The sequence below is a fragment of the Nocardia xishanensis NBRC 101358 genome (assembly GCF_001613365.1).
GTDB classification, from domain to species: Bacteria; Actinomycetota; Actinomycetes; order Mycobacteriales; family Mycobacteriaceae; genus Nocardia; species Nocardia xishanensis.
This window is the reverse complement of record NZ_BDCF01000013.1, coordinates 100092-114763: the sequence shown is the minus strand read 5'-3', so window position 1 is coordinate 114763 and position 14672 is coordinate 100092. Positions and strand designations below refer to the sequence as shown.

Below are 14672 nucleotides of genomic sequence, written 5' to 3'. Positions count from 1 at the left end.
ACCTTCTCCGCCGGAATGCCCGGCCACGGACCTCCGTGGCCGGATCAACCATTGGCGAGCGCACGGTCGGCGAGCGCGGCGACGACCGGTCCGAGTGTTCGGGCGTAACTCACGGTGAGGTGATTGTCGTCGCGGTACGCCAGGTTGTCGCCGATGATGAGGGGGCAGCGAGCGGCGGTGCAGAACAGCGAGGTCAGGTCGGCGTACTGGCCGCCACCGGCGGTGGTCGCCGCTTGTTCGGCGGCGATACCGGCATCGTCGACGGCGAACGGCCGCGCAGGCGTGCATGCCACGGCATCGTCGAGGTGTTCGGACAGGCACGCGGGCACGGTGGTGTGCGGATCGGGGATCGACCCGAGAACGAGCACCGCCGCTCCGGTCTCTCGCAGCCGGCCGACCAGGCGGTTCAGGCTGTCGACCCAGGCCCGGTCGTACGAGACGAAGCCGAAGTCGGCGCCGTAGCGCCGGGACATGCTCAGCACGATCAGCCGGGGGCGTTCGGCCTGTAGCCGGGTCAGGATCTGGCCGCGCCAATGCTCGCATTCGGTGTACTCCCGGCCCAGATACGGGCTGGTGATCGGCAATTCGAGCAATGGGCAGGTGACCTTGGCCATGGTCTCCAGCCGCCAGTGCCGTTCCGCGGCGATCGGCTCGAACGCCGGATGCCACATCGCCGCATGGGAATCACCGACCAGCGCCACCGTCGTGGCTGCGTCCGGATCGCCGGAGGCGCACTCGGCCTGTCCCAGATCACGCCACGACCGCACACAGCCGTCGAGGAACACGCTGGCCTTGTCGCCTGGCGCGTCGCCGAGTGAGGGAGTGAGATTCGAAGGGACAGCGTGAATTTCGGCGGACGCGGCGACTGCGGCCTGGGTATCGGCCGTCAGCTGCCGGACCGCCGCGTCGCGCGGGTCGACGCCGGGAGCGGCCGGTGCGGCGGGCGTCGCGAGCGTGAGAGCCTGGGCTACCGCGCCACGACCGACCGGGTCGGGAACGAGCACGAGCAGCGTCAGTGCCACACAACCGGCGACCACCGTGATCGCGCCGCCACAGGCGAGGCTGCGTGCGGCCGACCTTCGCAGTGGGGCGGCGAACCGGACCGGATTCTCGACCAGCCACAACGTGAGCATGGCGAGTCCGCCCGCCACCATCACCGCGCCCAGCGAGCCACCCGGTCCGAGCGGGCGCCCGAGCACGCGCGGCGCCAGCAGCAGAACAGGCCAGTGCCACAGGTACCAGGAGTACGACATGCGGCCGATCGCCCGCATGCCACGCAGCGCCAGCCCGCGGCCGACCCCGAATCGTGTTTCCACGCAACCTGATACGATTACCAGGGCGGTGCCGAGAACAGGTAGCAGAGCCGCTGTGCCCGGATACGGTGTCCTCCCGTTCAGCTGGGTACACGCCGCCACGATGAGGACCAGCCCGGTCCATCCGGCAAGGGCCGCGACCGATTTCGGCAACCGGGACCACGCCCAGGCCGACAGCGCGATCATGCCGCCGATGCCCAGCTCCCACGCTCGCGTCGGCAGCGAGAAGTAAGCCCACGGTGGCAGCGTGCGGGTCAGCATCAACGAGACCGCGAAGGAGAGCGCGGCGACGACCGCGAGAACGATCAGGTACGGGAACCGCGCGGCCGATCCGATCCGGCTCCGCCGCGCGAACCACGCCGTGACGGCGATCAGTACGGGCCACAACAGATAGAACTGCTCCTCGACGCCGAGCGACCAGAAGTGTTGAAACGGCGACGGAAGCGTTTCGCCGGCAAGGTAGTCGGTGCCGCGCAACGCGAGCCGATAGTTCCCGGCGTATAAGGCGCTGGCGACGCCATCGCCGAGGACCTGGCGTGCCTGTAGCGGCGGCAGCAGTAGGGCCGCGCCGATCGCGGTGAATACCAGCACGATGCCCGCCGCGGGCAGCAGACGGCGGGCGCGCGCGCCATAGAACCGGATCAGACCGACGGCGCCGGTGGCGGCCGCGTCGCGGAAGAGGATTCCGGTGACGAGAAAGCCGGAAATGACGAAAAAGACATCGACACCGACGAATCCGCCCGCGAGCCCAGGCAGGTTCGCATGAAAAAGGACGACGGCAAGTACGGCGACCGCCCGCAACCCCTCGATGTCGGGTCGAAATCGTTCGTGCGGCGCCGCATCGTGTGCGCGATCATCCTGCCGATCCGTCAATCCGCCGATCGCCGCCACCGTCATGGGCGGCATTGTTCTCGATCTTGCTGGCTATGTCACGGCAACTCACCGCGCATCAAGGTCCCGGCCTCGAACTTCCGGTCCCATAGGAAGATCGGCTGCGGGGGCGGAGTTTCACTATGCGTCGGCAGCGGCTCCGCGAACAATCGGGAACTCCGAATATCTCATCCATGCGAATGAGAAATTCGATGACGATCGCGGCTTGCGATCGCCCGCGCGCTGCCGTGCGTCTCCGCCTCGTCGGTGCTGCCACGTGATAGAGGAAGAGCGTGGGAATTCTCATCGAAGACGCGCACGTGCTGACCATGGACGGCATATCGGGCAGCACCCCGGTCGTGCGCAGCATCCGGATCGAAGGCGATCGCATCGCCGAGATCGGCGCCGGCCTGATCCCGGCCGACGGCGACACCGTCATCGACGGGCGCGACCGGTTGGTCGTTCCCGGGCTCGTCAACGCGCACACCCACTCGTGGGAGACGCTGTTCAAGGGCCGCTACGACAATCTGCCGCTGGAACTCTGGCTCACCATGAGCTATCCGATCCTCGGTGACAGCCGTGTCGCCCCGGAGCTGGTCCGGTTGCGCAGCATCCTGTTCGCGATCGAATCGCTCAAAGCAGGCGTCACCACCATCGTCGACGACGTCATCGAAAACCCCAACCAGGAATGGGCCCAGCTCGCGGCGGTATTCGACGCCTACGACGAAGTGGGTATCCGCGCCAACATCTCCGGGCACATCATCACCCGGCCCTTCGTCGACACCATGCCATTCCTGGCCGATCTGCTCGATCCGGCGATGGTGCGACACCTCAGGTCGCTGCCCGTCGTCACCGACGACGAGTACCTCGGCTTCTGCCGCCGCGCGTTCGGCAGCCTGCACGGCCGCGGTAACGGACGGCTGCGATTCATGCCCGCGCCGTCGGCGCCGCAGCGCTGTAGTCCCGAGCTGATCGCCGGGGCGACCCGGCTGGCGCAGGCCCACGACGCCGAATGCCACATCCACGTACTCGAGACCAAAACCCAGATGATCACCGGACCACGGGACTACGGCGGAACACTGGTCGAGTACCTCCACGAGATCGGCGCGCTCACCGCCAATACGACACTGGCCCACGGCATCTGGTTGACCGAGTCCGACATCGAACTCGTCGCCGATTCACACACCTCCATCGCGCACAACCCCGTCTCCAACCTGAAACTCGGCTCGGGCATCGCGCCGTGGCGGCTGCTGCACGACGCCGGGGTCGACGTCGCGCTCGGCACCGACGGCTGCTCGAGCAGCGATTCCCCCCGCATGCTCGACGTGGTGAAGACCGCTGCACTGCTGCACAAGGTGACCGATCCCGATTTCCATCGCTGGCCGCGGGTCGATGAGGTGCTCACCGCGGCGACAATTGGCGGCGCACGCAGCGCGGTGCTCGACCACGTCATCGGAACGATCGAGGTCGGCAAGCAGGCCGACCTGGCGCTGTTCGATCTCGACGCCATGGCCTTCACCCCGCGCCAGAAGCTCGACCATCAGCTCGTCTACTCCGAAAACGGATCGTCGATCGACACGGTCCTCGTGGCAGGACGTGTCGTCGTCGCGGGCGGCGAGGTGACCACGGTCGACGAACATGCTGCGCGTGCGGAACTCAACCGGCTGCTGCCGGAAATCCTTGCCTGGCAAGACGATCTGGATCGTCGCAATGCCGTGCTCACCGACGCGATCACCGCGACCTATTTCCGGGCCATCGCCACCCCTGGGCCCGTCAACCGCTTCGCAGGCGACGAACGCGCCTGGCTGGCATAGTCCACTCGGGGGCCACCGGTTCCATCCGGCGATTACGGCACGATGCCCGTTCCGCGCGCACTCGATTTGGTAGATTTCGCTACCGAACGAACACCCGACCAGGAGGTTCGCGATGTTCTGGAACGCTTCTCAAATCCCCGATCAACGCGGCCGGACGGCGGTGGTGACCGGGGCGAACGGCGGGCTGGGGCTGGAAACGGCGCGGCAACTGGCGGCGAAGGGCGCCCACGTCGTGATGGCGGTGCGCAATCAGGACAAGGCCGCGGCCGCGATGGAAGACATTCGCACGGCGGCGCCGGGCGCCTCGCTGGAGCTGGTGTCGCTCGATCTCTCCGCGCAGGCCTCCGTCCACGCGGCAGGCGAGAAGATTTTCGGCTCACACAAGCGCATCGACTTGCTGATCAACAACGCCGGGGTCATGGCGACCGGCGAAGCGAAAACCGTCGATGGTTTCGAAATGCAGTTCGGCGTGGACCATTTGGGGCATTGGACACTGACTTCCCTGCTGCTGCCGTCGCTGCTGCGTACCCCGGGAGCCCGCGTCGTGACGGTGACGAGCACGGCGCATCACATGGGTCGCGCCGTCGACCCGGCGAATCCACACCTCGAAGGTCGCTACGGGCCGTGGCGGGCGTACGGCCAGGCCAAGCTCGCCAACTTCCACTTCGGCCTGGGGTTGCAGCGCGAGTTCGAGCGGGCGGGCGTTGGCACGGCGAGCCTGCTCGCGCATCCAGGTTTGTCGAACACCAACCTGCAAGCGGTCAGTGTGCGGGAATCCGGCGGTGGCCTCACCCAGCGGTTCAGCCATTGGGCCGCTGTGCATACCGGCATGTCCGCGCCCGATGGCGCTCTCCCGCAACTGCGTGCGGCGACGGACCCGGCCGCGAACGGTGGCGAGTTCTACGGTCCGATGTTCGTCAACAACGGGCCTCCGGTGCGCAAACCGATCTTCCGCAGAATCGGAATGAACAGTGCCATCGCCAAACTGTGGGAAGTCTCCGAACGGGAGACAGGGGTGCCGATCGACGTGTCCACCGCGGCGAGCAGTTGACGCGGTGCCGCCGAGTAGCTTTCGCGCGGAGAAATCCGTACGACGGCGTAACACACGGCGCTGGTTGGCCACAGCATTTCGTCCATACGGATTCGGCGACACGCAGAACCGATTTTCGTTTCGAATTCGAGCCGCTGCCGGGTTCTTTCATCGTGCGGATCGGCAGCGAGGCCGTCGCCGCGGGTGGTGATCACGACCGTGACCGGCGAACCTTCGTGGCAGAAGTATCCGCTCGGCACCTGTGGAGAACAACCGACATAGGACGGTCACAAGCCAAGCGACGACACAAAGTTCGCGTCAAACGCCCCCTGTTCGCCGATTAACCGATAAGGTCGAAGCGGCCCGAGAACGTGGCGGCGTTCCCGCGGCCTGACGGGGAAGTGGTCCGTCCTCCCGCATCGACCTTCGGGAGGACGGACCCTTATCCAAGACTTCGGATCCGGGGTATCGGCGCTTAGGACGCGGCCTTCTGATACGCGGCCACGACATCCGCGGGCACGCGCCCGCGCCGGGGAACGTCGAAACCGTTCGCCCTGGCCCACTCCCGCACCACACCGGGACGAGGACCGTCCGCTGCCGCGGTCTCGACACTCCTGCTGCGCCGACCCGCTTTACCCACTCGCCTGCCATGAGGAACCCATTGCGCGAACGACTCTCGCAACCGGGCGGCGTTCTCGTGCGACAGGTCGATCTCGTACTCGACACCGTCCACCGCGAACGACACCGTCTCCGCCGCCTGCGAATGACCGTCGAAATCATCGACGACCGTGACGACAACCTTGCGCGCCATACCAGTTACCCCACTCCCAATTCGAAACCCACCGACATCTCCGCGATAACCGGACGCGCAGAGACTCGACACCAATCTACGAACTCGCCGGCCGAGATTCAGCATGTTACGCCCACCCCGCCACCGGCCACACATCGCGCAAGCCCGGCGACCGGGCACGGCATCGACAGCACTTCATCCTCTGCACCGTCGCGCGCCATGGCCGCGGCCGGCAGCCGACCTCGGCCGTCGGACAGCGCCGGGCCAGAGCGCATCGCATCGGCCCGTCGACCACCGACCCGACCTCGTGACGCGGATCGAATCAGTGTTGGAAGCCGGTCGCCTGGGTGGCTTCATCCGCGACCCGGACGCCGTAGTGATAGGCGAGCTGGCCGCCGAGATAGCCGGAGACGCCCAGCGCGGCCAGGGCGACGAGCGACAGCACCAACTGACCCCATGACACGGCGCCTTGTGGCCCGCCGCCGGAATTGCGCCAGAAGAAGCCGACGACGAAGGCGGCGGTCACCGCCAGATTCAGGCTCATGTGCACAAGACCGGTGCGAAACGCCGTGGTGCCGGTCGGTATCGCGAGCAAGTCCAGCAGACCGATCACCGCCGCGACCAGTGCCCCGAGCACGCCGATCGCGACGAGCCACATCGCGCCGCGCGCGAGGAACTGCGGGTCGTCCACTATCCGTGAGCCGATGTCGAACACCACACTCGCCACCCACGCCCCGATCGGCACGGTCACCAGGATCGGGTGGAACGGATGCCCATATGGACCGGACACCATGGAGACCACCGGCTGTTTTGCCTTCTGCATCTCACTGGTCATAGCAACCCCTCGGTGTTGTTTACGAGGAAGGATCGAGACAGTCGTGTAGCCGCCTCGGTCCAACGCATACCCCGAAAAGATCAGAACTACCGACCGGGATCGGGGTGGTCGGGGGCTCGTCCACTTCACCCAGAACAGGTGAGGATTCGCGCGCGCACACGGGGCGACAATCGGCGGATACGGTCCGATAGCGACGAGGAGTCCCACCATGACGAACCCATCGGGTGTCCAGAGTCCCCCGCCCGCGGAACCCTTCCAGCGGCAGAGCGTCGCCACGGGAATCTCGATCACGGCGGCGGTCATGCTCCTCGTGCTCGCCGCCGTCTCCGTGCTCGAAGGCGTATCGGCCATCGCCAAGGACGAGATCTACGTCGCGGGCGTCGACTACGTCTACCGCTTCGACTCGACCACCTGGGGTTGGGTCCATCTGATCCTCGGCATCGTCGGCGTGATCTGCGCCCTCGGCCTGCTGTTCGGCACCACGTGGGGCCGCTACGCCGCGGTGGCCGTCGCCGTGCTGGTGATCATCGCGAACTTCCTGTCGCTGCCCTATTACCCGCTGTGGTCGCTGCTCGTCATCGCGCTGAGCGTGGTCGTCATCTGGGCCGTGACCGCCTGGCAGCCGCAGCTCTGAACGGCCTCCGACGCCGCAGGCCTCGGAGGAGAATCGTGAGCAGTAAATCCCCTCACCGGATGGTGGATCCTTTGCACGCACGCGACGGCTGAGGCCGGCCGATGGCTTGGACAGACGTTCTCGGCCGGTTGCCCGGTATCGCGACCGCCCTGCGGTACCGGCGGGACTGGCTGCGCACGGACATCACCGCCGGACTCGTCCTGACCGCGCTGCTGATCCCCGCCGGCATGGGCTACGCCGAGGCCGCGGGCCTGCCCGCCTACGCCGGTCTCTACGCCACGATCGTCCCGCTGCTGGCCTACGCGGTGGTGGGTCCGTCCCGGATCCTGGTCCTCGGCCCGGATTCCTCGCTGGCCCCGCTCATCGCCGCCGCCGTCCTGCCGCTGGCCGTGGCGGGAGATCAGGACGACGCGCTCGCCTTGGCAGGCGTGCTCGCCGTTCTCGTCGGCCTCATTCTGCTGATCGGTGGATTCCTGCGGCTGGGCTTCGTGACCGAATTGCTGTCCAAACCCATTCGGCTCGGCTATCTCAACGCGATCGCGCTCACCGTCGTCGTCGGTCAGCTGCCCAAACTGCTCGGATTCTCCGTCGACGCGACCGGTGTGCTCGCCGAGCTCACCGAGACCGGCAGGGCGGTGTTCGACGGCAAGATCGACTCGGTGGCGGCGGGTATCGGCGTCGGGGCCATCGCGATCATCGTCGCTTTCCGGATGTGGTTGCCGATCGTCCCCGGCGTGCTGGTGGCCGTCGTGGCGGCCATCGCACTGTGCGCCGCGGCCGATCTCACCGACGACATTCCCATGGTCGGCGCTCTGCCCGAAGGACTGCCGCTGCCCTCGATCGGCGGGGTCGACTGGCACGACGTCACGCGCCTGATCGGGCCCGCCGCCGGAATCGCGCTCATCGCGTTCGCCGACACCGGTGTGCTGTCACGGACCTTCGCCTCCCGCCACGGCGAGGACGTGAACGGAAGCACCGAGATGAAGGCCATCGGCACGGCGAACATCGCGGGCGGTCTGTTCGGCGGTTTCCCGGTATCGGCCAGCGGATCCCGCACCCCGGTGGCGGAACAGAGCGGAGCGCACACCCAGTTGGCCGGTGTCGTCGGCGCGCTGGCGGTCTTGGCATTCGTCCTCGTCGCCCCCGGCCTCACCGCGTATCTGCCCGACGCGGCGCTGGCGGCCGTGGTCATCGTCGCGGCCACCGCGCTCATCGACGTGGGCGGCATGGTCCGGATGTGGCATATGAGCACCGTGGAATTCTGGCTCGCCGTCGCGGCCTTCCTCGGTGTCGTGTTCGCCGGTGTGCTGCAGGGGATTCTGGTCGCGATCGGATTGTCGTTCGTCGCCGTGGTCGCCCGCGTGTGGCAGCCCTACCGCACGGAACTGGTGCGCACGACCGACCGCCCCGGCTATCACGACATCGAACGACACCCCGACGGACACCGGATCCCGGGCTTGGTCCTGGTCCGGTTCGACGCTCCCCTGTTCTTCGCCAACGGCGAGATCTTCGACGAATACGTCCGCGGCGTGGTGGCCAGGGCTCCGACGCCGGTCGAGTGGGTCGTCGTCGCGGCGGAACCGATCACCGGACTCGACACCACCGCCGTGGACGAACTCGTCGACCTGGACAACTATCTGGCGGGCAAAGGGATTCGGCTGGCCTTCGCGGAGATGAAGGGGCCGGTCAAGGATCGGCTGATCCGATTCGGCATGGGCGACCGATTCGACCCGGCCCACTTCTACCCCACCGTCGAGGCCGCGGTCGCGGACTTCTTGGAACACGCGGACCGCACCCGCGACCACCCACAGGAATGAGGCGACCGTGAACGAGAACGAGTACGGCAGTGACGCGTCGCCGAGCCAGGCGCGCATGCGACGGTGGTCCGCGCGAGCCACATTCGTCTTGGTGGGCTGCGCGGTGCTCGTCCCGGTGCTGTTCGCCGGGCTGCTCGCGACCGCGGGACTGGTGATGGTCGGCATCGGCGGCGCGGTGGTGACGGTCGCGGCGCTCTATTGGTTCCTGTCCAGGCGGGGGTTCCTGCGCGCGGCCGCGGCGGTCGTGGCGGTGGCTGCGCCGATCGTCGTGTTCATCCTGTTCGTGCGCGCCCAGCTGCTGTGGGTGGTGCTGCTGTCGTGCGGTCTGGCGGCGCTGGCGCTGGTCTACGCGCGTATCACCCTGCGCGAGGACGACCGCGACACGCGGATGCCCGAATATCCGGCTTCGCGGCCGAGCAGGCCGTTCTTGATCATGAATCCGCATTCCGGCGGCGGCAAGGTCGCCCGATTCGACCTGCGGCGCAGGGCCGAGGAACTCGGCGCGGAGGTGCTGATGCTCGAAGGGCCGGAACTCATCGACGTCGTGGCCGCGGCCCGCGACGCCATCGCACGCGGCGCGGATCTGCTCGGCGTGGCGGGCGGTGACGGAACGCAGGCACTGGTCGCGGGCGTCGCCGCCGAATCCGGCGTGCCGTTCCTGGTGATCAGCGCCGGAACACGCAATCATTTCGCCATGGATCTCGGACTCGACCGAGACGATCCAGGCGCGTCGCTCGACGCGCTCACCGACGGTGTCGAATTACGGGTGGACCTCGGCGTCATCAACGGCCGCCCATTCGTCAACAACGCTTCCTTCGGCGTCTACGCCGAACTGGTGCGCAGCCCCGCCTACCGCGACGACAAGACCGCGACCACGCTCCAGACGCTTCCGGATCTGCTTGCCGGACAGACTGGTTCGCGGCTCGTCGCGCATATCGGGGACACCGTCGTCGACGGGCCGCAGGCCGTGCTGGTCAGCAACAATCCCTACGGCAGCGGGGATCTGGCCGGATTGAGCCGCCGCGCGCGGATCGACCGTGGCGTGCTCGGCGCGGTCGCCCTCTCGGTCGCCAGCACCCGTCAGGCCATCGATCTCCTGCGCGTCGGCCGATTCCGCCAGCTCGTCCAGCAGACCACCCGCGAGGTGGTCGTCGACGCCGACACCCGCACCATTCCCGTCGGAGTCGACGGTGAATCGCTGCTGCTCACCACGCCGGTCCGGTGCACGATCAGGCCGGGCGCGCTGCGGGTGCAGGTTCCGAGAACGCGACCGGGCACGCCGGCGCCCACTCCCGCGGTGGACTGGATCCGCTTGCGGGAGAGGGCCCGTGGTCCCCGGCACTCGGCCGCATCACCCTCCGGCACCGGATGAGCGGGTCGGTGCGCCATCGCGGACCGACCCGCCCGGCCGGACTTCGTTCGAAGTCCGGCCGATGCTGCGAGATTCAGCCGCGGCGGAATGTTCAGGCGCCGAAGAACCAGCGCTTGCGCGGCGGCGGCTGGACCTCACAGGAGCATCGCTGCGCCTTCGGCACGTCGCCGAGCACCTGCTCGACGTGATTTCCGCAGCCGAGGTAGCCGGGCTTGCCGCACTTGCGGCAGACGATTCGTTGGCACACTGTGTTTTCTCCTCAGGTGAAAAGGGGCTTCATCAGCCGGGTGGTCAGGATCGATGCGGCGGTACGCCAGGTCCGGTATCCGCCGTCCAGGTTGACCGCGTCCCGGCCGAGCTGCGTCAGCATCCGCGTGGCGCTGTTGCCTCGCTGCCCGACTTGGCAGAAGACCAGAACCGGACCGGCTGGGATCTCCGACGCGCGGGCGCGCAGTTCGTCCAACGGGATGTTGCGTGCGCCGGGGATGGAACCAGCGGCGAACTCCTCCGGCGATCGTACGTCCACCAGGTGCGTTCCCGTCGCGATCACGTCGGCGAGTTCGTGCCACTGCACCGTCCTGACCGCGCCGGTGCGCAGGTTGTCGGCGATGTAGCCCAGCATGTTCACCGGGTCTTTGGCCGAACCGAACTGGGGTGCGTAGGCGAGCTCGAGGTCCATCAACCGCGAGGCCGGTATCCCGCCTGCCATCGCCGTGGCCAGCACGTCGATGCGCTTGTCGACGCCCTCCCCGCCGACCGCCTGCGCCCCGAGGATCGCGTCCGTCCCGGGATCGACGAGCAGCTTCACCGACATCGCGACAGCGCCCGGGTAGTAACCGGCATGGTCGAGCGGATGCGTGTGGATGGCGCGGAACGGGCGACCGGCGGCACGCAGACGCTTCTCACTCCACCCGGTCATCGCCGCCGTCAGATCGAAGACGCCGACGATCGCGGTGCCCTGCGCGGGCGGGTCGGAGACCGGCAATCCGGCGATCACGTCCGCGACCAGCCGCCCCTGCCTGTTGGCCGCGTTGGCCAGCGGGACCAGCGTCGGCTCGCCGGCTACCGCGTCCTTCTTCTCCACCACGTCGCCGACGGCATAGACGTGCGCGGCCGATGTGCGCAGCCGATCGTCGACCAGGATGCCGCCGCTCGGACCGATCGCCAATCCGGCCGCGCGGGCCAGAGCGCTCTCCGGCCGCACCCCGATCGCCATGACCACCAGGTCGGCGGGGACGACGCTGCCATCGGAGAGCGTCACGGTATTGCCGTCGACGCGCGTCAGCTCCGCACCCAGCGCCAATCGGATGCCGTGATCGCGCATCTCGTCGGCGACCGGCGCGGCCATCTCCACGTCGAGCGGCGCGAGCACCTGCGCTCCGCGCTCCACCACGGTGGTCGAAATGCCCTTGCGCACAAGGTTTTCGGCCATCTCCACGCCGATGAATCCGGCGCCGACCACCACGGCGGACCGCGCATCGGCCGCCGCTTCGACCAGGCGATCCACGTCGGCGACATCGCGCAGCACCAAGGCGCGCTCGGCGCCCGGTAGCGGCGGCACGACCGCCGAGGCGCCGGTGCTCAGCACCAGCTCGTCGAAAGGCTCCGTGTATTCGCGGCCCGAGTCCAGTTCACGCACCGTCACCGTCCGGCGCTCCGTGTCCAGCGCGACGACCTCGTGGCGCACCCGCACGTCCAGGCGAAACCGCGCCGCGAGCGACTCCGGTGTCTGCAACAGCAGTGATTCCCTTTTCGGGATCACACCGCCGACGTAGTAGGGCAGGCCACAGTTCGCGAACGACACGTGATCGCCTCGCTCGAGCACGACGATGTCGGCCGACTCCCGCAGCCGCCGCAGCCGGGTGGCGGCCGACATCCCACCGGCCACTCCTCCGATGATCACAATCTTCATCTCGCTCCTTCCGGCGGGCGGTGGCACCTTCCGTGCCGGATCTCACCCTTGACTCGGATACCCCTAGGGGTATTGTCGCCTCCGAACCAAATATACCCCAGGGGGTATGAAAGGAGATTGTGATGACCGACTCGCTGACGGTCTCCGGGGCGCGCGACACCGCACCGCCGAGCGGCTCCGCCGGGATGCTGGGCAGGCTCGGCGACGCGATGGCCGGTCGGGCTCGCCTCGTTTTCGGCATCTGGCTCGCAATTCTGGTCGGCCTTGGCGCCGCCGCGCCGAGCGTGTTCGATTCCCTCGCGGGGGCGGGCTGGCAGGCCAACGGCTCGGAGTCGGTGCGCGTGCGCGAACTCGCACAGCAGCACTTCGGCGGGAACTCTTCGGCCGCGGTGCAGGTGGTGGTGCATTCCGACACCGCGACGGTCGACAGCCCACAGGTGCAGGAAGTGGTCGGTGGGATCACCGGCGTCTTCTCGAGCGATGCGCGCTTCGGCGCAGTAGTCCCGCCGCAGCCGGGAATGTCGATCAGCCCGGACGGGCACACCGGCATTCTCATCGCGGGAGCGAACGCTTCCACCGACGACATGGTCAAGGCGGTCGACGAGCACAAGGCGGCCCTGACGGACTTGTCCGGCGACGGAGTCGAGGTCTACCCCACGGGCGCCTCGGCCCTGTGGAGCGACTTCAACAAGGCCAACCACGACGCCATGCTCGAGGCCGAAATGTTCTCCTGGCCGGTCACGTTGGCGATCATGGTGCTGGCATTCGGGTCACTGGTCGCGGCCGGACTGCCGCTGCTGTTGACTTTGGCCGGACTGGTGGCCTCGGCCGGTGGACTGGTGCTGCTCAACCAGATCACGCCGATCTCGGTGTGGGCCATGAACTTCGCGATGATGTTCGCCCTCGCGCTCGGCATCGACTACGCGCTGTTCCTCGTGGCCCGCTTCCGCGACGCGCTCACCAGCGCACCGAACGCCCGGGCCGCCGTGGCCGAAACCATGGACACCGCAGGCAAAGCCGTCGCGCTGTCCGGGCTGACCGTTCTGGTGAGCCTGTCGGCGGTGCTGATCGTGCCCGCGCCCGCGGTGCGGACCATGGCGGTCGGCATCATGTTCGCGGTCGCCTTCGTCCTCCTGGCCACGCTGACTCTGCTGCCCGCGACGCTGGGAGCGCTGGGCGCCAAGATCAATGCGGCCGCCCTGCCGCACGCCAAACGCCAGCAGCACCGGTCGCCACGATTCGCCGCATGGGGTCGACTGCTGCACGACAAGCCGTGGCCGTTCGCCATCGGTGCGTTGATCGTGCTGATCGGACTGTCCATGCCGGTGTTCGGGCTGAAGGTGGCCATGCCCTCGATCCAGGTCGTTCCGGCCGACGCGCCCGTGCGCCAAGGCTATGAGCTGGTCCAAGCCCAGATGGGCAAGGGCGCACCGGGCATGCTGCAAATCATCGCCCCGGCAGCGGACGCCGACCAGGCCGCGCGGACCGCCATGACGGTCGACGGAATCGGCATGGTCACCCCGGCCCAGCCTGCCGGCGACGACAGCGGCCTGCGGATGATGCAGGCGCTGCCCGATGTCGATCCGTCGGACGCGCGCATGGGCGAAATCCTCGATGATCTGCGCGACACCCTTCCCTCCGAAGCACTGGTCGGCGGCGCACCCGCGGAAAACCTGGATCTACAGCAGGCACTCGACCATTACCTGCCGATCATCGTCGGCATCATCCTGGTTCTGGGATTCGCACTGCTGCTGGTCGCCCTGCAAGCGCCGTTGATCGCCGCCTTGGGCACCGTGGTCAGCCTGCTGTCCACCGCCGCGGCCTTCGGCGTCGCGAAGCTGATCTTCCAGGACGGCCACGGCGCGAGCCTGCTCGGCTTCACCCCGCAAGGCTTCCTAGACGGCTGGGGGCCGGTGTTCTTCTTCGCCATGATCTTCGCCATCGCCATGGACTACACGGTGTTCCTGCTGGCCACCGCCAAGGAACACTACGAACACACCGGCGACCCCGAGCGCGCCCAGGTCGACGGCATGGCGCATTCGGGACGGGTGATCTTCGCGGCCGCGGCGGTGATGGTCGCGGTGTTCTTCACCTTCGCACTCGCCGACCCGCTGCCACCCAAGGAGATGGGCATCATCCTCGGCGTCGCCGTGTTGCTCGACGCGTTCGCGGTGCGCCTGGTGCTGCTGCCGGCGCTGCTGCGACTGACCGGGCACGCCGCGTGGCGATCCCCCGCGTGGCTGCGCAAAGCCCTCCCCTCGATCAGCTTCGCCCACCACTGACCA

11 protein-coding genes are annotated in these 14672 nt (G+C 67.9%); 6 read left to right on the top strand and 5 right to left on the bottom strand.

Annotation, left to right across the window (positions count from 1 at the left end; all coding sequences use genetic code 11):
* Positions 1-44 precede the first annotated feature (44 nt).
* Positions 45-2219, bottom strand: coding sequence for an acyltransferase family protein (locus NX1_RS12880; RefSeq protein ID WP_084501375.1), 2175 nt, complete (start codon positions 2217-2219; stop codon positions 45-47).
* A gap of 257 nt (positions 2220-2476) precedes the next feature.
* Between NX1_RS12880 and NX1_RS12875 the strand changes: the two genes are divergently transcribed.
* Both NX1_RS12875 and NX1_RS12870 read left to right on the top strand, forming a co-directional pair.
* On the top strand, positions 2477-3997 hold the full coding sequence (locus NX1_RS12875) for an amidohydrolase family protein (protein WP_218024115.1): 1521 nt from the start codon (positions 2477-2479) through the stop codon (positions 3995-3997).
* A gap of 112 nt (positions 3998-4109) precedes the next feature.
* A complete protein-coding gene (locus NX1_RS12870) occupies positions 4110-5048 on the top strand; it encodes an oxidoreductase (protein WP_068058025.1) in 939 nt (312 codons plus the stop codon).
* A 454-nt stretch (positions 5049-5502) separates the two neighbouring features.
* Here NX1_RS12870 and NX1_RS12865 read toward each other — a convergent pair whose 3' ends face one another.
* Positions 5503-5838 (bottom strand): histone-like nucleoid-structuring protein Lsr2, encoded by a 336-nt coding sequence (locus NX1_RS12865; RefSeq protein ID WP_068058024.1) that lies wholly within the window; start codon positions 5836-5838, stop codon positions 5503-5505.
* Between the two features lie 301 nt (positions 5839-6139).
* Entirely contained in the window at positions 6140-6652 is a 513-nt protein-coding gene (locus tag NX1_RS12860; RefSeq protein ID WP_174555480.1) for a DUF2231 domain-containing protein, read from the bottom strand.
* Positions 6653-6860: 208 nt separating this feature from the next.
* Between NX1_RS12860 and NX1_RS12855 the strand changes: the two genes are divergently transcribed.
* The 3 genes from NX1_RS12855 to NX1_RS12845 all read left to right on the top strand — a co-directional run bounded on the left by NX1_RS12855 (position 6861) and on the right by NX1_RS12845 (position 10475).
* Complete coding sequence (locus NX1_RS12855; RefSeq protein WP_068058022.1) at positions 6861-7286, top strand: DUF7144 family membrane protein; 426 nt, start codon at positions 6861-6863, stop codon at positions 7284-7286.
* 101 nt (positions 7287-7387) lie between these two features.
* The gene (locus NX1_RS12850; RefSeq protein WP_068058020.1) at positions 7388-9103 is read left to right on the top strand and encodes a SulP family inorganic anion transporter; all 1716 of its coding nucleotides are present in this window, start codon (positions 7388-7390) and stop codon (positions 9101-9103) included.
* 55 nt (positions 9104-9158) lie between these two features.
* Complete coding sequence (locus NX1_RS12845) at positions 9159-10475, top strand: diacylglycerol/lipid kinase family protein (protein WP_068058222.1); 1317 nt, start codon at positions 9159-9161, stop codon at positions 10473-10475.
* Between the two features lie 91 nt (positions 10476-10566).
* Here NX1_RS12845 and NX1_RS36910 read toward each other — a convergent pair whose 3' ends face one another.
* Positions 10567-10722 carry a DUF8730 family Cys-rich protein gene (locus NX1_RS36910; RefSeq protein WP_169812227.1) on the bottom strand — a complete coding sequence of 52 codons (156 nt, stop codon included), beginning with the start codon at positions 10720-10722 and terminating at the stop codon, positions 10567-10569.
* A gap of 12 nt (positions 10723-10734) precedes the next feature.
* Entirely contained in the window at positions 10735-12387 is a 1653-nt protein-coding gene (locus NX1_RS12840; protein ID WP_068058018.1) for an FAD-dependent oxidoreductase, read from the bottom strand.
* 122 nt (positions 12388-12509) lie between these two features.
* On the opposite strand from NX1_RS12840, the gene NX1_RS12835 reads away from it, so the two are divergent.
* The gene (locus NX1_RS12835; RefSeq protein WP_084501390.1) at positions 12510-14669 is read left to right on the top strand and encodes an MMPL family transporter; all 2160 of its coding nucleotides are present in this window, start codon (positions 12510-12512) and stop codon (positions 14667-14669) included.
* Positions 14670-14672 lie beyond the last annotated feature (3 nt).